Source organism: Bradyrhizobium sp. JR4.1 (assembly GCF_040548605.1).
Lineage (GTDB): Bacteria > Pseudomonadota > Alphaproteobacteria > Rhizobiales > Xanthobacteraceae > Bradyrhizobium > Bradyrhizobium canariense.
The window spans coordinates 15,117-34,528 of the sequence record NZ_JBEPRY010000046.1; the positions used below are offsets into that span (position 1 = coordinate 15,117).

A 19,412-nucleotide genomic window follows, 5' to 3' on the forward strand; every position below is an offset into this window, starting at 1 on the left:
CACGTGCCAGGATCGGTTATCACATGTCCGGATTTATCCCATTGATCCAGATCATGTATTTCCTGGCGCCGACTGTAAGCCAAGCTTCAATGGAAAGATACTTGCCGTATCTTTGCAGGTAGAAATCGACCTTCCAGGCACACAGCGGCCGCCGAGGCCGGTCGGTCACTGATGTCGTCAACGCATCAAACGGGAGAAGCAGCGGCGATCCTAGTCGGACCGCAGGTGCTCGGGTAGTTGCGGCTCGCGGTCGATGAGGTCTGCGAAGAAGCGGTCGCAATCCTCGCCGTCGAGCGCCGCGCTGAGACCTTCGATCGCATTCGCGATCAGGCGTGCCTCGTCCTCGTCCAGCAGCCGGATCGCGGTATCGATATAGACCAGCACCTTGGCGCCGACCGGAGGATTCGAGAGCAGCAGCACAGAGACGCGGCGCTGCTCGCCGCGATACGCGCACAGCGCCGAGATCCCGTTGGTCTCGACAATCGTCATGGGCAGGCCGAGGCACATGGGCAAATCTCCGGCAGTGTGGCCGATCAGGCCGGCCGCGTCTCGTAATGGAGATGATCAATGTCATTGGCGAGCAGCCGCTCGATATCTGGCAATGGCTCGGCGCGTTGGCTCACCGTGAGGCCCCATTCGGCCAGGATGGCGCAAGCGAGATTGATCGCCGGCGCGATCTGGTCGCGCACCGGCGGCGTCAGCGGCCCACCCCAGTCTTCGAGATCGAGCGGCTGGCAGCCGATCAGCACCAGATGTTTCGGGCAACGGCCGAGCAGGTCGGCCGCGCTGATGACTTCCTGGAAACCGGTCTGGTGCAGGCTCATCTTCTTGGCGCCGGTGAAACGCGGCACCTCGTCGTCACGCACAAGCTTCAATTGGCCGGGCTCGAGGCCATAGTCGATCGCGTCGAACACGATCAGGCGGTCCGCCTCTTCCAGATAGTTGACGAGATAGAGTCCCTGCGTGCCGCCATCGAGGATGGTGACGTTGTCGGGCACGGCGTAGCGGCGGTGAAATTCCTCCACTGCGCGCACGCCAAACCCTTCGTCGGCCCACAGGATATTGCCGATGCCGAGCACCAGGATGCGATCGTCTTGCGAGAATGTCGGCTTCACTTGGCGTTCCCGTCTCAGTCGCGGAATTGCCGTTCGCCCGAGATCATCGAGGAGATGATGCTCTGGCGCGACATGATGTCTTCGCGGATCGCGGTGTAGATGTGCACCATCACGAACACGACCAGCGCCCACATCCCGAGATGATGCCAGGTGTGAACGTCCTGGCTGTTCGGCCAGATCGCAAACACCCAGCCGAACAGCTTGTGCTGCCAGCTGTCGATGCCCTGACCTTCCGAATAGAGCGCAAACCCGGTGATGATCATGAAGGCCACGAACAGCGTGAATCCCGTGAACATCGCAATCTGCGCCAGAGGATTATGGCCGACATACATCTTGGGCTCGCGCTCCAGGAACGCGTACCAGCGGATTTCATGCAGCACTTCTTTCCAGAACTGCCTGCGATGCACCGGCAGATAGAAAATCTGCCGGGAGTGGTGGTTGCCGACGAAGGCCCAGAGGATGCGGGCGAGGAAGAACACCGCCAGCACCTGCCCCGCCGCGAAATGGGCAAACCGGATGTAGCCCATCACGAAGTTGTCGGACGCCTCGCCCGCGACCGTCGGCAACGGCGTTCCGATCAGATAGCCGGTCACCATAAGCACGATAATCGAGAACGCGTTCACCCAGTGACAGATCCGTACCGGCGCTTCGTAGACATAGACGCTGGGACGACCCACCGCACGTTCTCCGGAAGCATCGGCTGCGATCGCCGCGAGGTCGGGCCTGGCGTCCGAGGCGGGAGCAACTGCATCCATCATGATCCTCTCCTACCTGACCTTGACCTTGGCGAGCTCCTGGCCGTCCGGGCTCATGACGTGCGTCGAACAGGCCAGGCACGGATCGAAGGAATGGATGGTGCGCAGGATCTCTAGCGGCTGCTCGGGATTGACCATCGGCGTGTTCATCAGCGACGCCTCGAAGGCGCCAATATTTCCCTTGGGGTCGCGCGGCGAGCCGTTCCAGGTCGTCGGCACCACGCACTGGTAGTTGTCGATCTTGGTGTCCTTGATCTTGACCCAGTGCGCGAGCGCGCCGCGCGGCGCCTCGGTGAAGCCGACTCCCTTGGCCTCCTTCGGCCAGCTCTCCGGCTTCCACTTGTCGACATTGGCGGTCGAGCTATCGCCGGCCTTGATGCTGGCGACGAGCTTGTCCTGGAAGTAGCGCATCTGGCGTCCGGCCCAGCCGGATTCGAGCGCACGCGCCGCCGTGCGGCCGAGCGTCGAGAACAGCGCCGACATCGGCAGGTTCAGATCCCGAAGGAACTTGTCGACCGGATCCTTGAACTCCGCCTTGTTCTGCGCGTAGCCGACGACCCAGCGCGCCAGCGGGCCGACCTCCATGGCGTGACCGCGCCAGCGCGGCGCCTTGATCCAGGAGTACTTGCCGCTTTCGTCGAGCTGCTCAATCGCCGTCTCGGTGCCCTTCGCGTTGGGTCCCAGCACGTAATTCGGCTCGGTGACGCCGTCCCAGGGATGAAGTCCCTTGGTCTCGTCGGGATATTTGTACCAGGAGTGCACCACGAACTCCTGGATCTCGTCGGGATTGGCGTGGTCGACCGGAAGCACCTCGGACAGGTTGCCGTTGATAATGGCGCCGCGCGGCAGCTTCAGGCTCTTGGCGGAATAGTCGTTGGCATGTTCTGGCACATCGCCATACGAGAGTACGCTCTGGCTCGAAAGGCCGCCGCCATAGAGCCAATCCTTGTAGAATGAGCCGATCGCCGCCACGTCGGGGAGATAGACCATTTCGTTGAACTCGATCAGACGGTCGATGATCGAGGAGATCAGGTTCAGCCGTTCCATGTTGACGGCGCCGACAGCGCCGGTGCCGTCGACATTGATCGGACAGGGCACGCCGCCGACGAGCCAGTTAGGATGCGGGTTCTTGCCGCCGAAGATGGTGTGAATCTTGACGATCTCCTTCTGGAAATCGAGCGCCTCCAGATAATGCGCCACCGCCATCAGATTGGCTTCGGGCGGCAGCCTGTACGCCTTGCTGCCCCAATAGCCATTCTTGAACGGACCGAGCTGTCCGGACTCGACGAACTTCTTCAGCCGGGTCTGCAGATCCTTGAAGTAGCCGGGCGACGACAGCGGCCAGCTCGAGATCGACTGCGCTAGCGTCGAGGTCGCCCGCGGATCGGCCGAGAGCGCGGAGACCACGTCGACCCAGTCCAGCGCGTGAAGGTGATAAAAATGGACGACGTGGTCGTGCACCTGCAGGGCAAGCTGCATCAGGTTGCGGATCGAATTGGCGTTCTGCGGGATGGTGATCCCGAGCGCGTTCTCGACCGCGCGCACCGAGGTCAGCGCGTGCGTGCCGGTGCAGACGCCGCAGATCCGTTCGGTGAACGCCCAGGCGTCGCGCGGATCGCGGTTCTTCAGGATCACCTCGATGCCGCGCCACATCGTGCCAGTGGAGACCGCGTTGCGGATGACGTTGTCGGCGTCGACATTGACCTCGACCCGCATGTGACCTTCGATACGTGTCACGGGGTCCACGACGATGCGCTTGCCGGAATTGTCGAGATTGAAGCCGTTGGGAGACTGGATACCCATGATTGTCCTGCCCTGCTGTGTCTTTTCGATCAGCTATTGTGGTCGGCGTCTTCGCGCTTGGTCGCGAGCCGCTTGACAGCGGTCACAGCCGCATGCACCGCCACCGCGGCGCCGACGGCGCCGGCCGCCACCATGCCGATCTGATCGGCGGTCTTCTCGATGCCGAACTGCTTAATGTTGGTGAGACGGTCGTAGAACGAGCCCTTGTCCCAGAAGCCGTCCTCCGAGCAGCCGATACAGCCGTGACCCGACTGGATCGGGAAGGACACGCCGCCGTTCCAGCGCACGGTCGAGCAGGCGTTGTAGGTGGTCGGCCCCTTGCAGCCCATCTTGTAGAGGCAATAGCCCTTGCGCGCGGCCTCGTCGTCCCACTCCTCGACGAACTGCCCCGCGTCGAAATGCGGGCGCCGGTAGCACTTGTCATGAATGCGCTGCGAGTAGAACATCTTCGGTCGGCCCTGGCGATCGAGCTCGGGCAGCTTGCCGAAGGTGGTGATGAAGGTGACGACGCCGGTCATCACCTCGGCGATCGGGGGGCATCCCGGCACCTTGATGATGGGCTTGTTGGTGATCACCTTGTCGATCGGAGTTGCCTGTGTCGGATTGGGCTTTGCCGCCTGCACACAGCCCCAGGAGGCGCAGGCGCCCCAGGCAATGATTGCCATCGCGTCCTCGGCCATCATCTTCAGCTTCTCGACGAACGGCTTGCCGCCGTCGATGCAGAACATCCCGCCTTCGTTCAGCGGCGGATTGCCTTCCACCGCGAGGATATACTGGCCTTTGTGCTTGGCGCGGGTCTCCTCGAGGATGGCTTCGGCCTGGTGGCCCGCAGCCGCCATGATGGTGTCGTCGTAGTCGAGCGAGATCATCGACAGCACCGCATCCTTGACCAGCGGATGCGCGGAGCGGATGAAGCTCTCCGAACAGCAGGTGCATTCGAGGCCGTGCATCCAGATCACGGGCACGCGCGGCTTAGTCTCGAGCGCGTTCGCGATGCGGCTCGCCGCCAGCGGTCCGAGACTTGTCGCCGTCAGGCTGCAGAATTTATGAAAGCTCCGACGCGTGATGCCTTGCCGCCTGATCACGCTGTAAAACGTTTCCGTCGCCGCGCCCATGAATCCTCCCGCCTTCGGCTTTGACTTTTCGATGACACAAAGGGTAGCAAGAAGCAGGCCAACAGCCTGGAGAGATTCAAAAGTGGAGAGATTCCATAACGTTGCAAATTTGAACCACTTTCATGAACGGTACGCGAGGACGCTGCCAACACGAGAAGCAGAAACAATTCGATTTGCAGCCGGCAACGAAGTTTCCGGTCCATGCGCGGTGCACACCATGCAGGGATCGAACGAGCGCACGATGTGCTGGATCGCAACCGCACGCGGGCCGGCGTCGCCGACATCAGTGCCGACCAGCGCCTGCTCCAGCGGGCCGCCGAGGTCGAAGGAATCGCGCGGCGAGAAATTCCAGGTGGTCGGCGCGATGATCTGGTAGCGCTCGATCTTGCCGTCGCGCACCGCCATCCAGTGCCCGAGACTGCCGCGGGCGGCCTCGACCAACCCGACATAGCTTCCGTCGGGGAGCTCGCGCGATTTGTCGCAGAACGGCTCCGACAGCCGCAGCGCGCGCGTCCGCTGCTCCATGGCGCAAGCGCGATGCGCGCGGTCTCGATCAGGCGCGCGATCACGCGGCTGCGCACGTTGGTGCCGTCCCGCGCGACCAGATCCGTGATCATGCCTGGCCCGCCACCGTCTGGCGCACGATCGCACCCACCTCGATCGGCTGGCCCGACAGCCGCGGCGCCTTGCACCAGCTATAGGCCGCCGGCTTGTCGGGATCTGGGACTGTGCTGCTATGGGCGGGATCCGCAAAGGAATTCCGCATCAGGCATGCGAGACGTCCTCGGTGATCTGCGCCAGCGGCAGCGGTTCGACGATTGCGCGCTGGCTGAACAGGCCGCGCGGAAACAACTCGCCATCGGCACCATGATAGGCGCCGTAGCTCATCATCGGCCCCGTGCCCCGACCGAGCCCGGTCAATGCCAGACTGTCCGCAAGCCGCAGGAAATGCGCGAAGTCGCCGCGGCCATCGCGCCAGCCGTCCAGCTCGTCGGCGGTTGCGATCGCCAGCACGTTCTCCAGCGAATCCGCGAAGACGATACGCTCGAGGAAACCTCGAAACGCCGTCGTGATCGACAAGAGCCGGATCCGCTCGCCGAGATCGATGGCGCGCGTGGTGCCGCCGTGCTGGAGCGCCAGGCTGTGGGGCCATTTTCCGGCAATGATCCCATGGTCTCGAGCAGCCGCGCCCGCGCCGGCAAGGCACCGCGCTGCCGCGGGTGGCGGCAAAGCGCTCGCGCGCCTCCTCGTGCCAGCCATGGGTGGCATAGGCCTCGCGGGCAAAGTCCGGCATAAAGTAGATGTAGAAATGGGTCAGATGGTCGGCCGCGTTCTCCGCGGCATGGGGGATGTTGGTGGCGAGCAACCCGTTGGGCGCCGCCTCGATCGACATGGCGGCGCGCAGGGCGGCCGCAGCCGCGACCGATTACGAGACCGAACAGATGCCGCGGATCCGCGGTGCCAGCGCCAGCGCATCGAGCGGCGGCCGACCTTCCAGGATCTGCTCGAAACCTCGGTAGAGCGGCGCCGTCGCCTCGGCGCGCATGACGCGGCCACTCTCGACATCGAGGCGGACTTCTAGATCGCCCTCGACGCGGTTGAACGGGCCGATCGGCTTGCCCTTCGTCGTCGCGCGACCCGGCGGCACGACCACATGGTCGGCGGTCGCGTTAAGCCGCACGCGGCGCGGCGTCGCGGACTTCGACAACGCGTCGAGCGCGACGAACCACGCCTTCGGCACGTCGGTCGGAAGCCCGACCGGAATGCCCGCGAGCTTGGCGGTCTCCAGAAAGTTCTGCCCCCCCTTCGAAGCCCGGCGACGTGCAGGCGATGCAGGCATAACCGCCCTTGGTGCAGGAGCCGCCGCCGTTCCAGGAGCGCAAGTTGCAGTCGCCGACCGCCTGCGTCGCCTTGCAGCCCAGATGCTCCATCAGGCAGCCCCGCTCCGACATGGTCTCGGCGCTGGCCTTGAACTCGTAGAACTCGTTGCGCGAGCAGCCGTGACGGGCAAGGTGATTGGCGAGGAATTTGGGCCGCCCGTAGGAATCGAGGTCGGTGGCGGCAAGGTCCTTGGTGGTCAGTGCCACGATGGTTTCCATCATCCAGCCCGGATGCGGCGACGTTGACACGTCAACATCGCGACTGAGCTGCCGAGTTGCTTCCTCGAGCACCAGACGGATCACAGCGTAGGAAAGCGCTCGCACCGGCCTTGCAGATCCAAATGGTCCGCAATTATCGGACAATCGGTGTGATGAAATCCGTCGAAATGAGCGCTCGAACGCGGAATTTAAGCGTCAAAGCGGGACGCGTTGCATTTATCAATATCGACATCTCGTTACTGTACAGCATCGAACGCAACACACGAGCCGATTGTTGCGTAGTCCCAATTAGCGGTGCTCGCTGCCTCCTGCCAAGCTTGGTATACGTCTGCGAAAATTTTACTCACCAATAGGTCTCTGTTCAATTGGGAGTTCGCCATGGCACGTTTCTACTTTCACCTACGTGCCGGCGACGAGATTACGCTCGATGAGGAAGGAACGGAGCTACCAGATTTATCTGCGGCTGAGGGTGAGGCCGTATTAGTCGCGCGGGAGCTTCTAGCCGAAGCGATCAAGAGCGGTACGCCAGATGTGTCGGAGGTTTTGGTCATCGCAGATGAAGTGGGGCGACCGCTCAGTACCGTACCCCTCGCAACCGTTCTGCCGAGGCTCTTAAAGAAGTAGGGTGCCTCAGTTAGTGATCTGAGCATCATCCCGACGGTATTGCCGGTCCCGAGCATCCTTATTGCAGATTTATCGGCTTGCCATACGGCAGCGCCGCTATCCAAACTGCTGGATGGTGGTCCGACCAGCAGCGTCACTCGAGCGAGCGCTGGATCGCGCGCAGGCCTATTTCTTCAGGCGAACGCCCCTTCAACCTCCGATTCGTGATGGCCCGTTTCGCTTCTAGGTATCTCCGCACGACGCGTGGAAGCAGGTCTTCCTTTTAAGTTCGCACGATCAGCCTTGTATCTTGTCTATCCGCCCCGCATTCCCGCGGACACGGCTGCGCAATCAACGACGTGTAGGCGTCTCGCACCCTTTCACGGGCGCCGGATTAGCCAAGGCTGAAGATCAAATAGAGCAGGATCGCGGCCACGACGACTGTCCAGCCGATCGACGTGGCGAGAGCCCATACTTGCGGCGGCATCGGACGGCCTCTCCCGATGAAGCTAACGAAGAGATCGCTGGCGCTGGACCGCGATCTCTTGAACCCGCCTGAAGGACTCTTCGAGATGAAAGCCCTTGCCCAGGGTCCACCACTATCAAACGCCGGACTCGCCCTGTGAAGTCAAAAACGATTCAGAGGCCAATGGAACAATCGTGACGTTGCGAGCGCGACACACCTAGTAAGCTAGGCCAGCACCGGTGGAGGGCTCGTCCTCGGGCCGAAGCCAACCAATTTGATATAGAAATGAGTGACAGTGCTCGGCGCGCAAGCCGGCGGCTGAATTGTGGGCTATTTCACAATGCTGATATTTAAAGTGAGCTAGGTAAGCGTTCGCCAAGTGCCAAATATCGATTTGCCGGGCAGCAGATGGAACGCAAGCTATCATCATTGGAGCGGCAGGCTGCCGACGCTCTCCGTCGTGCAAGAAGGTTACCTATTGGCGCGGACCGCAACGACTTACGGCAACTTGCCCGAGGGCTTCTTTGGCTGCACCGCAATGGCATGGATGCGTTGATGAACGAACGTAGTGGCAATTGGTTAGAAAAGCCGGGGCTAACTGCCGCAGCGCAATGACAGGATGGACCAAACGCCGACATGAGACCGTCGGCTTAAATGATTGAGGTCCCAACTGAGGCGCGGTTGCGAAGCTGCAATTGGGATGGTCAAATTGAAAATGAAAAGCGCGATTGCCGCGGAGTTTTATCCGTCCCAAGCGATGAAGGCCATCTCCGGTCACGCGTGATACTGCGCGCGCATATCCTCTAAGGTTAACCTATTCGGGACCACCACCTGCGTAGTTTTGTGAGCGAGAACGTGAATTGACTTGGATCAATATTGCCTCCCGCTTAAGTGCACTAGCGTTGTGTCGACTTCGAGGAGGTTCCAATGCGCACTGTAGCTTTGACTATTCTGATGATGAGTATGGTTTTGGCAGCAGGGCAAGCCTCGGCTCAGACCTATGATTTTTCGCCTGCGCCTGCAGGGCCGGATAGCTACTGCTTGCAAGGGCCATATGGGGCTATCCCGGCAATTGCCAATTCTCCAGCTACGCCCAATGCATGGCCACCGCGAGCGGTACTAACGCCTATTGCGGGGTCAATCCCCGGTATGCGTTCGCGCGCCAGCGGCGCGGCGCCTATCGGGACCGATACTGAGCGGCAGTCACGCGGTATCGTAGCACAGTGCTGTCGGCGCAATAGCGGAGGAGCTCGCGAGGGATTCAGCGCAAACGCCAGATTGTGCTGTGCGATTGGCGCGCGCGAAGGACGGCATCGATCTCCGCAAAGTCCCTGGTGAACCGGACCTTGCCGAGCGTAGACGCAGTGTCCTTGCGCCCATAACGGAACATTTTCTGGATGAGCTGCAAAACGTTCAATCCGCGTCTCGTTGCACTGCCGCGGTCGAGCTCGGCGTCGTGTTCCCAGAAGCCGTCCGGGTCGAAAAAGATCATGGGCGTGAAATCGGCAGCCGTCTTTGTCCTACTAGTCTGTTCCGCATCCTCGAACACCTCGCGGAGAGTGCCGCCACGCCTTGCGCGTAGACGATACCGGTGCGCGATTGGGTAGCAGCGCCTCTTCCGGATGCTATTGTGGAAATGACTTCGCATACGTGGTCGCAAGGGGGAGGCGCGCCGGCGTTACAGTCGCATCGAAATCAAGTAGCCGCGATCAAAGCTTGTACGTCAAATGGGGCGAAGCGGCTGTCGAGGGACGGGCCTACAGTGTCGCACGTCACGCGCGCTTCTTCGGCTTCGTCTTCTGCTGCCTGTAGGACTGCAGCACCGCCTCGACGGCGCTGATAGCCTTCGCCCTCACGCTTGAAGAACTCGAGGACGTCCTCATCGACGCGAATGGAAATCGCCTTCTTCGGTGGAATCACGAGCACGGCATCCGACCAATTGACGTCCATGAAGTCTTGCCAGTCGGGATCATTCTTGATCGCCGCTTTGATCTCCTCGTCGGTCGGCGCCGCATCAACACGCCTCTAGTCAGCCTTGCCTTCCGGCGATCACCCCATTTTCGCCGCACAATCAACCGGATCAAACCATCGCTGCCACCTACTCGTGTCCGTACGATTGTTTCGTGAAGAACCGATAGTTTGGAGAGTGTCGGAGACCTAGGCAATCGCCCGAACCAAACTGGAGAAGAGGTTCGCCGGCCGCCTAAGGCCGTAATGATCGCGCAGCGTTGTGCCTGTGTAGTCGTGACGGAACAGGCTGCGCTTGCGCAGAATGGGCACGACCTGCTCGGCGAAGATGTCGAACCCGCCGGGCAGCCAGGGCGGCATGACGTTGAAACCATCGGCTGCGCCGTTCTCGAACCAGTTCTGGATGTTGTCGGCGATCTTCTCCGGCGGTCCGGCAATCACCCAATGGCCGCGGGCGCCGGCCAAGCGCTGCACGAGCTGACGAATCGTCGGCTTCTCGCGATCAACGATGTCGATCACCAGCTTGAAACGGCTGGCAACGCCGCTGGCGCCCTCGGTATCGATCAGATGACGAGGAAAGGGGCCATCGAGGTCAAACCCAGAGAGGTCAAGACCGATCATCTGGCGCAGCTGGGTCAGCGAATACTCGGGCTGGATCAGCTCGTTGAACTCGTCCTGCAGCCGATCGGCCTCGATTTGCGTGCTGGCGATGAAAGGACTGATGCCGGGCAGAATCTTGATCTGATCGGGACTACGGTCGAAGGCGCGCGCCTGACGCTTGATGTCGGCATAGAATTCCTGGGCGCTCGCCAGTGTCTGATGCGCAGTGAAGATCGCCTCGGCGAAACGCGCGGCAAAGGCACGTCCGTCCTCGGAAGAGCCGGCCTGGACATAGACCGGTCGTCCCTGCGGCGTCCTTGAGATGTTGAGCTGCCCACGCACGCGAAAATGCTTTCCGATGTGATTGATCGCGTGGATCTTGCCGGTGTCGGCAAAAACACCCGAGATGGGGTCGTTGACGAGCGCGTCGTCCTCCCAACTGTCCCAAAGCCGCGTGATGACGTCGAGATATTCCCGCGCCCTCTCGTAGCGTTCGTGATGCGGAGGATGCTCGGGCAAGCCAAAGTTCTGCGCGGCCTGCGGCGCGCTCGTTGTCACGATGTTCCAGCCGGCGCGGCCACTACTGATGTGGTCGAGCGAGGCGAACAGCCGCGCCAGGTTGTAGGGCTCGGTATAGGTCGTCGATGCGGTCGCGATCAGGCCGATACGCTGGGTGGCGGAGGCGATCGCGGTGAGCAGGGTGATCGGCTCGAGCCGAAACCGTTGCGCATAGCGCACATTGTCCGCCAGCGCAGGGCCGTCGGCGAAGAAGACCGCGTCAAACTTGTGCGCTTCGGCGCGCTGCGCCAGCTCCTGATAATAGGTGACGTCGAGGATGCGATTGGCTGCCGAACTCCTGTGGCGCCAGGCCGCCTCGTGATGACCGTCTGGATAAATGAAGAAGTTGAGGGAAAGCTGCCGTCGTTCGCTCATGTGTTGATCCGCGTGCATTGGGAGCTGTAACAAGCGAGACTCTACGTCTGCAGTCGGATGTCGATGAAATGAATTTGCGTTGTTGAGTTGGATGCAAGCATGAAGCTTGCGCGCAGAGCGCCAATGAAAAACCAGGGCAGTCGTCACGACGAGAAGCGGCGGCAGCTGTAGCGATTTTATCGCGTTTCTGGACGAGAAGTGCGTTGCGCCGCGTCTAATTACGTTACTCTTGCAGCCCGCCGGGCGGTCATCATTGCAAATCTTTCAGTGTCAGCATCGCTGGCGAAGCATTCGTTGCCTGTCGCCGAAAACAAAGCTGGTTTCGTTTCATTGACTGACGATCGATCGCTCGTACCATTCAAGGCCTCAACGCAAGGCCGCTTCATCATGCTCCAATCCAATCCCAGTAACCGATGTCCCGGCTCGGGCCGTGGGCCGGAGCACGTTGCGGCCGAGTAGGGCCCCCAGCCTGAATTGATTTCATCTATCTCCGCCGTCGTTTCTGCGACCGGCGCACGGCGGAGCTTTGTCCAGGGGATCGCAGTGACGAGAGCACGACTATGAGCAACACGACAACCATCGATAACGTCATTCCACGAGCCGACATCGTCAAGCGTGCGGGCAGGCTTGGCGCCGAGATCAGGAACATCAAACTGTCGGGCGAGCTTTCGGACGAGACCATCCTTGCTATCAATCAGGTGCTGCTGGAACACAAGGTGATCTTCTTCCGGGGCCAGGGACATCTCGACGATGCCGAACAGGAGCGCTTTGCCATCAGGCTCGGCAAGCTGGTGCCCCATCCGACGGTCGGCGCGATCAAGGGCACATCGTCGATCCTGGAGCTGGACTCGGGCCGGGGCGGTGGCCGCGCCGACCAATGGCATACCGATTTCACGTTCGTCGAAGCCTATCCGAAGATCTCGGTGCTGCGCGGCGTGGTGATTCCGCCCTTCGGCGGCGATACCATCTGGTCGAACACGGCAGCAGCTTATCTCGACCTGCCGGCGCCGCTGCGCAAGCTCGCCGACGAACTGTGGGCCGTTCACAGCAACGCCTATGACTATGCCGTGAAGACGCGGGCAACCGAGGCGGACAAGAAGCACTTCGACGAGGTGTTCACCGGAACGATCTACGAAACCGAGCATCCGGTCGTCCGCGTCCATCCCGAGACCGGCGAACGCACGCTCGTGCTCGGAAATTTCGTGCAGCGCTTCGTCGGCCTGCCGAAATACGACGGCCAGAAGCTGTTCGAGCTGTTCCAGTCGCATATCACGGCGCCGGAAAACACCGTGCGCTGGAACTGGGAGGCCGGCGACGTTGCGATCTGGGACAATCGCGCCACGCAACATTACGCGGTCAACGACTATGGCGACCAGCACCGCGTTGTGCGCCGCGCCACCATCGATGGCGATGTACCGCTCAGCGTCGACGGTCGTCGCAGCGTGACGCGCGTCAAGACATCCAAGCCCCAGACAGCCAAAGCCGCTTGATCCGGATTCGCTCAGGAGAGTTCGCAATGGTGAATACTATACTTCGATGGCTTGCCGCAACGCGCGCCGGGTTGGGACGTGCCACCCGCAAGACGTTGCGGATCTTGTTGGCCGGCGCCGTGGCGCTCGGCCTCGCGGCCCCGGCATTCGCCGAGCCGCCACTCGAGAAGACCGAGATCCGCTACCAGGGATCGGTCGGGCAGGTGACGTTTATCGAGCTGGCCGAGGACCTCGGCTATCTCGCGCCGCTCAAGCTCAAATGGGTCGGCAACACCATCAGCGGGCCGCAGGACATCCAGACCGTCGTCACCGGCGATATCGACATCGGCGGTGCGTTCTATGGAGCGATCCTCAAGTTGATCGCGGCGAAGGCGCCGATCAAGGCGGTGGTCGGCTATTACGGCTCCGATGCCAACACGTATTATGGCTACTTCGTGAAGGAGGACAGCCTGATCAAGACGGCGCGTGACCTGATTGGCAAGAAGGTGGCGGTCAACACGCTGGGCGCACATTTGGAGTTCGTGCTGCGCGAATATCTGGCCAGGTCCGGCCTCAGCGCCGGTGAGGCCAGGCAGGTCACGTTGGTGGCGATCCCGCCGGTCAGCGGCGAGCAAGTGTTGCGCCAGGGCCAGGTCGAGGTGAGCGCGTTGAGCGGCGTCTTGCGCGACAAGGCGCTGGAACGGGGCGGCATCCGTTCGCTTTTTAATGACACGGATCTGTTCGGCCAGTTCACCGGCGGTGCCTATGTACTGCGGGACAAATTCATCAAGGATAATCCCAATGCCTCGCGCAAGCTGGTGGAGGGGATTTCGCAGGCGATCGAATGGGCCCAGACCACAGCTCCGGAAGAGGTGAGGGCCCGGTTCGACAAGATCATCGCCGAGCGCAAGCGCAATGAGGATGCCTCCTCGATCAAATACTGGAAGAGCACGGGTGTTGCCTCCAGGGGCGGCGTGATCTCGGATGCCGAAATCCAGGTCTGGATCGACTGGTTGGAGAAGGATGGCCTGTTCAAGCCGGGTCAGGTCGAGGCTTCCGACACCTACACCAATGCGTTCAACTATTTCCGTCCCGGAAGGACGGCGGAGGCCCGATGACCACTGTGAAGATCCGTTTCGAGCATGTCCGCAAGGAGTTCGTCGTGCGCGGCGAGAGCGGCGGACCAGGCCGCCACTTCACCGCGCTTGAGGACATCACGCTCGATGTTCGCTCCGGCGAATTCCTCGCCCTGGTCGGCCCAAGCGGCTGCGGGAAATCCACCTTGCTTGATCTCCTGGGCGGGCTCACGCCGCCGACCAGCGGCCGGATCCTGCTCGACGGCCGGCCGATTGCAGGACCCGGTCGCGACCGCGGCATCGTGTTCCAGCAGTATGCGCTGTTTCCTTGGCGCACCGCCGAACAGAATGTCGAGTTCGGTCTCGATATCGCCGGGCTCAAGGCCAAGCAGCGGCGCGACATCGCGCGGCATTTCCTCGACCTGGTCGGGCTGTCCGGCTTTACCGACCGCTATCCGCATGAACTCTCCGGCGGCATGAAGCAGCGTGTCGCGATCGCGCGAAGCCTCGCCTATGATCCCGAGGTGCTGCTGATGGACGAGCCGTTCGCCGCGCTCGACGCCCAGACGCGCGAGACGCTGCAGGGTGAGCTGCTGCGGATCTGGCGCGCGACCGGCAAGACGATCGTCTTCATCACCCACGGTATCGACGAGGCCATCGTGCTCGGCCAGCGGGTGGCAGTGATGACGTCGCGCCCGGGCTGGATCAAGCGGGTGTTCGAGATTCCGGATGTGCTCCGCAGCGGCGATGACGACGTACGTTCGCTGCCCGAGTTCGGCCGCGTGCGTCACGACGTTTGGAGTCTGTTGCGCGAGGAAGTGTTGAAGGCCGAGCAGGGACAGTTGGCCGGCGCCATTGGCACGCAGCGTGCCGCCCGCAAAGTGGAAGAGGTTGCCCATGTCTAGTCTCGAAATGTTGACATTGCTGGAGGTTGCTCACAGGCGCCGAGGGCCGCTCACCAGCGTGGAAAGACCGGCATCGCCAGTGGCGGACCGGATCCGCGCCGCGGGCCGCGGGCTGGCTGCCTTCGGGCACCGCTCATTGCTGCTGATTGCCCTGCTGGCGGCGTGGGACGCGGCTCCGAGGCTCGGGCTGATCGATCCCGTGTTCCTGCCACCCTTCTCGGAGGTCATCGCTGCGGGCTGGCAGCTTGCGCAAACCGGCGAGCTCTATGATGACGTCTCCGCCAGCCTGCTGCGCGTCTTGAGCGGATTTCTGATTTCGGTCGCCTTGATCGTTCCGCTCGGCGTGGCCGTCGGTTGGTATGCGCGTCTCGGCGATCTCGTGAACCAGCTCATCGAGATCTGCCGCAACACGGCGCCGCTTGCGCTGCTGCCGGTCTTCATCCTGTTGCTCGGAATCGGCGAGCTGTCGAAGATCACGATGGTAATCTATAGCTGCGCCTGGCCACTGCTGCTCAACACCATTGCCGCGGTGAAGCAGGTTGATCCGCTTCTTATCAAATCGGCGCGAACTATGGGTGCAACCCCGCAGCAGCTGTTTCGCAAGGTGATTGTTCCGGCGGCGCTTCGCACTATCTTCGTCGGTATTCGCCTCGCCAGTGCGTCGGCCATGCTGGTGCTGGTGGCCTCCGAAATGGTCGGCGCCAAGGCCGGCCTCGGCTATCTCATCATCAACAGCCAGTACAGCTTCCTGATTCCGCAGATGTATTTCGGCATCCTCAGCATCACCCTCATCGGGCTGGCGTTCAATGCCATTCTGGAGGCACTGGAGCAGCGCTTCATGCGGTGGAAAGCGCCAGTGACCGCATGAGATATGGGGCAGGCGCCGCTCGCAGGTCCCGCGCTTGCAGCCTGCGTAACCATGCTGTTCGGCGGATCAGCCAGAGATTGCCGCCGATCATCGGCATGTCGTTTTCGGCGCAAACAGCAGCACCAGCATCTCCGCGATCGGCATGCCGATATCGATGTCGATGTCGACTACGGTCGGTCGTTGCTCGCGATTCGGTGGCAGCCGCGTAGTCGCTGCTGCTGCTGGCATCACCTCACGTTAGAGGTGCTCTTTCGAGGCTCCGGCAGAATATGATTTTTCCTCCGCGGGCTTTCTAATTCCGCGGGGCGCTTCTGGGTCCTCTTGCCCATCCCCATTCACCCGGCACTCCGGTGGACACGGCTGCGCAATCAGGACGGTTAGGCGTCTCGCCCCATGTAAGGGGCGCCGGATTAGCCAGGGCTGAAGATCAAACAGAGTAGGATAGCGGCCACGACCACTGTCCAACCGATTGACGTGGCGAGAGCCCATACCTGGATTGGCATCGAACGAACTCTCCCGATGAACCTAAGACACCGCTGGCGCTGGACAGCCGGCCTCTTGAAGGTACCTCAAACCCTGTTCGAGATAAAAGCCCTTATTTGGAGACCGCCAGAATCGAAAGCCGGACTTCGCCACTTGTGAAGTCAAAAACGATCTCAGATCTATGTTTTTCACTCGTGCCCAGGCCACTGTAGAGCCGTCATTGCGCACAGAGGGCGGTCGTAAGTGAGTAGTAGCTAACGGCGCTCAAATCGGGCGGCATAAGCCTAGTTGTCTACGAAGCCCAATAGGCTTCGCGTCCCGATTGCGCCGCGCCGGAGACGTTTCCCGTGTTCGACAGCCCTGCTCTGCATCTGAGCGCAGATGCTGTGCTCTATTCCACTGCGGACTAGCGATCGCGTGCCTTTACGCGCCACAGGGTTGAACAGTGCGTGAATGCGGCGCACTACCAGCTGATGGTGCTGGAAAAGAGCGAACCATTGGGAGACCAGCAGGAATTATGCGCCGTATTCGACTAATCTTTGATGATTAACCGGCGAACCGAGCGGAGATTACCTGATCTCTACTCCTCCCGAAAATTGGGTTCGTTCATAGGCATTGTTGGTCTTGTCAGCAGCAGCTTCTGGTGCTGTCGACAGCTGGAGTTGGGCTCCTCTGCTCAACCTCTGCTTCCGGTCGGTCGTGTTGCCATCTTTGTAGACCTTAATCGCTGTTGCCCCGGAGCGTCTCCAACTACGTCGCCTGAGCCCGCACGAACCATCTTCGGAAAGTGGCCGCGAGAGCTGCGTCCGCTTTCAGTTTCTTTGCTTTCGTATCAAGCCGACAGATATTTTGCCTCTTGGTAGTTGCCATTTCCTCTTGATTGCAGATGCGAGGCCAGATGAGGAGCAATTTGACCCCGCTTCGCCCGATCTGGACTGAAGGCCATTGGATGTATGGATGGGATAAGCGAAAATCAAAGCGCGTTCGCTTCGAGCACGAGTACCGGGCAACGCTTTTAGGTTTGGACGGCACGTGGCGACGCGATTGCATTCTCATCGACGTTTCCGACACCGGAGCACGTCTTCGAATTGATGGATCGACAGACGTGCTCAAAGCTCGCCAGTTCTTCTTGTTGCTTTCAACCGTTGGATTAGCTTACCGGCGATGCAAGTTGATTCGACTGGACGACTCGGAAATCGGAGTCCAATTTGTAACCAGCCGGCGGTGCGACGGTCTCAGGACGTAGTGCTCCCGTAGCGTCGCACCGGTATAGCCGTTCCGGAATACGCCATATCGCCGCAATGGACAGCACCTGCTTCGAAAACCGGTCGAAACCGCTAGCAGCCTGCTGAAAAACCCCCTCGTCACGGAGGCGGCTTGATGATTCACTTTATCATCTCGAATCGGGGGAGACGATCATGCGCGGGAGGTTTACGGATCAGGGCGGCCTGTTTTCGTACATCGCGCCGGATAAGCGTGTGCCAGCGAACCATCCGCTGCGGAAGGTCCGGGATCTCGTCCGTGATGTTTTGAGTGATTTGAACCGCAGCCTTGGAAAGCTCTACGCCAGCGAGGGACGTCCTTCGATCCCCCCGGAACAATTGCTGAGCGCTTTGTTGCTGCAGGTATTCTACGGCATACGCTCGGAACGTCAGTTGATGGAGCAGCTGGACTACAATCTTTTGTATCGCTGGTTCGTCGGACTGTCGCCGGACGACCCGGTCTGGGACCCGACCACCTTCACCAAGAACCGGGAGCGGCTACAGAACGGTGAGGTGTTCACGAAGTTCATGACCAGGTTTCTGAACCATCCGCAGGTCAAACCCCTATTGTCGGACGAGCATTTTTCGGTGGATGGAACGCTGATCGAGGCCTGGGCTTCGCAGAAGAGTTTTCGTCCCAAGGACGGCAGCGGCGACGATGACGATGGCGCCAACTTCCACGGCCAGAAGCGCAAGAACGATACCCATGCGAGCACCAGCGATCCTGACAGCAGGCTTTATCGCAAGGCGGCCGGGCGGGAGGCCAAGCTATGCTATATGGGCCACGCCACCATGGAGAACCGGAATGGACTAGCGGTGGCCGGCAGGGTCACGCATGCCAATGGTACCGCCGAACGCCGGGCTTCGGAGACCATGCTGAAGGCAAGACGCAAAGCCGCAGCCCGCCGCATCACGGCCGGTGAGGACAAGGCGTACGATACCGCCGATCATGTCGCCAACCTTCGCGCCATCGGCGTGACGCCGCATGTGACACAGAACCAGGCCGTCACCAAAACCGGCAAGACCCGCAACAGTGCCATCGACGAACGAACCACGCGGCATCCCGGATATGGTATGTCGCAATCGCGCCGGGCGATGGTCGAGTGCATCTTCGGATGGGGCAAGCAGCACGGCACCATGCGCAAGACCAAACATCGTGGCATCGCTCGCGTTGCTGCCGACTTCCTGCTCAATCTGATCGCCTATAACCTGATCCGCATTCCCAAACTGCTTGCAGCGTAGCAGTACCGGGCCGGCAACACCGCCCTCACGCAAGAAAAATGCCTCAAGCTGACCAACACATCACCTGAAACTTGATCGACGGCGTTCACCGAGACCAAGAAAACTCAAATCCTTGGGTTTTTCAGCAAACTGCTAGACGACGCGCAGACAGCATGAAATGGTCGGCGGGCATCACTGCCGCTAGCCATCGCTTGCGCTACCTTGCGCTGGGGTGATCGGCAGAGCTGGCCGCGAGCCTGCCGAACGCCGATTAAGAACCTGTTAACCAATTCCGGCTCTGGCTATTTCGCGGGCAACAACGCGGCGGCCTGTGCTCTCGCCTGCGTTGAACCAGGCGTTTCGGACCACGCGCGCCGGATAGTGCTTAAACAGGGCGGGCATCGGCTTGCTTCCGTAAGAGCCATAACCAGCAGTTTCCATGCTTCGAGCACGCCCTTCTTCTCCACGCCACAACGGCGCACGCCATGCGGCGTCGATCCCTCGCGCGAAGGGATGCGCAGCTCCTCGACGGGGGCACTCGGGAAAGGACCCGCCGTGATGAAGGGCGGATTCAAGCGGTCGTCGCAACACCAGTTACTTTCACTCATAACAGAAGATCGTCAAGCGCCTCCGCCGGCGTTTTCCAGCCTAGTGTCTTCCGCGGTCGGGCA

16 protein-coding genes and 3 pseudogenes are annotated in these 19,412 nt (G+C 61.0%); 8 read left to right on the forward strand and 11 right to left on the reverse strand.

All coding sequences use genetic code 11. The features are described from left to right. Window positions 1–210: 210 nt before the first annotated feature. The 7 genes and pseudogenes from ABIB90_RS39900 to ABIB90_RS39930 form a co-directional block, all read right to left on the reverse strand. Window positions 211–507 (reverse strand): HypC/HybG/HupF family hydrogenase formation chaperone, encoded by a 297-nt coding sequence (locus tag ABIB90_RS39900; RefSeq protein ID WP_354202811.1) that lies wholly within the window; start codon window positions 505–507, stop codon window positions 211–213. A 26-nt stretch (window positions 508–533) separates the two neighbouring features. Next, on the reverse strand, window positions 534–1,115 hold the full coding sequence (locus ABIB90_RS39905) for a HyaD/HybD family hydrogenase maturation endopeptidase (RefSeq protein ID WP_027516000.1): 582 nt from the start codon (window positions 1,113–1,115) through the stop codon (window positions 534–536). Between the two features lie 14 nt (window positions 1,116–1,129). After that, entirely contained in the window at window positions 1,130–1,873 is a 744-nt protein-coding gene (gene cybH / locus ABIB90_RS39910) for a Ni/Fe-hydrogenase, b-type cytochrome subunit (protein ID WP_027516001.1), read from the reverse strand. 9 nt (window positions 1,874–1,882) lie between these two features. Then, entirely contained in the window at window positions 1,883–3,673 is a 1,791-nt protein-coding gene (locus ABIB90_RS39915; RefSeq protein ID WP_354202812.1) for a nickel-dependent hydrogenase large subunit, read from the reverse strand. Between the two features lie 29 nt (window positions 3,674–3,702). Next, window positions 3,703–4,788 (reverse strand): hydrogenase small subunit, encoded by a 1,086-nt coding sequence (locus ABIB90_RS39920; protein WP_027516003.1) that lies wholly within the window; start codon window positions 4,786–4,788, stop codon window positions 3,703–3,705. A gap of 201 nt (window positions 4,789–4,989) precedes the next feature. Further along, window positions 4,990–6,400 (reverse strand): annotated as a pseudogene (locus tag ABIB90_RS39925) (nickel-dependent hydrogenase large subunit); the annotation flags it as partial. Between the two features lie 9 nt (window positions 6,401–6,409). Further along, window positions 6,410–6,908, reverse strand: a pseudogene (locus ABIB90_RS39930) (NADH-quinone oxidoreductase subunit B family protein); the annotation flags it as partial. Window positions 6,909–7,265: 357 nt separating this feature from the next. Between ABIB90_RS39930 and ABIB90_RS39935 the strand changes: the two are divergent. Then, complete coding sequence (locus ABIB90_RS39935; protein WP_035968474.1) at window positions 7,266–7,511, forward strand: DUF6894 family protein; 246 nt, start codon at window positions 7,266–7,268, stop codon at window positions 7,509–7,511. A 1,402-nt stretch (window positions 7,512–8,913) separates the two neighbouring features. Further along, window positions 8,914–9,152: pseudogene (locus tag ABIB90_RS39940) on the forward strand (DUF3551 domain-containing protein). A gap of 65 nt (window positions 9,153–9,217) precedes the next feature. Here the strand turns inward: ABIB90_RS39940 and ABIB90_RS39945 are convergent. The 3 genes from ABIB90_RS39945 to ABIB90_RS39955 all read right to left on the reverse strand — a co-directional run bounded on the left by ABIB90_RS39945 (window position 9,218) and on the right by ABIB90_RS39955 (window position 11,457). After that, a complete protein-coding gene (locus ABIB90_RS39945; RefSeq protein ID WP_354202813.1) occupies window positions 9,218–9,505 on the reverse strand; it encodes a hypothetical protein in 288 nt (95 codons plus the stop codon). A gap of 146 nt (window positions 9,506–9,651) precedes the next feature. After that, window positions 9,652–9,906 (reverse strand): BrnA antitoxin family protein, encoded by a 255-nt coding sequence (locus ABIB90_RS39950; RefSeq protein ID WP_245286207.1) that lies wholly within the window; start codon window positions 9,904–9,906, stop codon window positions 9,652–9,654. Window positions 9,907–10,113: 207 nt separating this feature from the next. Then, window positions 10,114–11,457 carry an LLM class flavin-dependent oxidoreductase gene (locus ABIB90_RS39955; protein ID WP_354202814.1) on the reverse strand — a complete coding sequence of 448 codons (1,344 nt, stop codon included), beginning with the start codon at window positions 11,455–11,457 and terminating at the stop codon, window positions 10,114–10,116. Between the two features lie 560 nt (window positions 11,458–12,017). On the opposite strand from ABIB90_RS39955, the gene ABIB90_RS39960 reads away from it, so the two are divergent. The 4 genes from ABIB90_RS39960 (at window position 12,018) to ABIB90_RS39975 (ending at window position 15,775) form a co-directional block, all read left to right on the forward strand. Then, window positions 12,018–12,947, forward strand: coding sequence for a TauD/TfdA dioxygenase family protein (locus tag ABIB90_RS39960; RefSeq protein WP_354202815.1), 930 nt, complete (start codon window positions 12,018–12,020; stop codon window positions 12,945–12,947). Between the two features lie 26 nt (window positions 12,948–12,973). Continuing rightward, window positions 12,974–14,044, forward strand: coding sequence for an ABC transporter substrate-binding protein (locus tag ABIB90_RS39965; RefSeq protein WP_354202816.1), 1,071 nt, complete (start codon window positions 12,974–12,976; stop codon window positions 14,042–14,044). After that, entirely contained in the window at window positions 14,041–14,907 is an 867-nt protein-coding gene (locus ABIB90_RS39970; protein ID WP_354202817.1) for an ABC transporter ATP-binding protein, read from the forward strand. Before ABIB90_RS39965 ends, ABIB90_RS39970 begins: the two co-directional genes overlap by 4 nt. 79 nt (window positions 14,908–14,986) lie before the next feature. Next, window positions 14,987–15,775: an ABC transporter permease gene (locus tag ABIB90_RS39975; RefSeq protein ID WP_354202818.1), complete on the forward strand. Its 789-nt coding sequence runs from the start codon at window positions 14,987–14,989 to the stop codon at window positions 15,773–15,775. Between the two features lie 87 nt (window positions 15,776–15,862). Here the strand turns inward: ABIB90_RS39975 and ABIB90_RS39980 are convergent, their stop codons facing one another. Continuing rightward, complete coding sequence (locus tag ABIB90_RS39980; RefSeq protein ID WP_354202819.1) at window positions 15,863–16,003, reverse strand: hypothetical protein; 141 nt, start codon at window positions 16,001–16,003, stop codon at window positions 15,863–15,865. Window positions 16,004–17,207: 1,204 nt separating this feature from the next. Here ABIB90_RS39980 and ABIB90_RS39985 point away from each other — a divergent pair. Together ABIB90_RS39985 and ABIB90_RS39990 are read left to right on the forward strand one after the other, a co-directional pair. Next, window positions 17,208–17,504, forward strand: coding sequence for a PilZ domain-containing protein (locus tag ABIB90_RS39985; protein ID WP_354202821.1), 297 nt, complete (start codon window positions 17,208–17,210; stop codon window positions 17,502–17,504). Window positions 17,505–17,676: 172 nt separating this feature from the next. Then, on the forward strand, window positions 17,677–18,762 hold the full coding sequence (locus ABIB90_RS39990; protein ID WP_354202820.1) for an IS5 family transposase: 1,086 nt from the start codon (window positions 17,677–17,679) through the stop codon (window positions 18,760–18,762). Window positions 18,763–19,412: the final 650 nt, after the last annotated feature.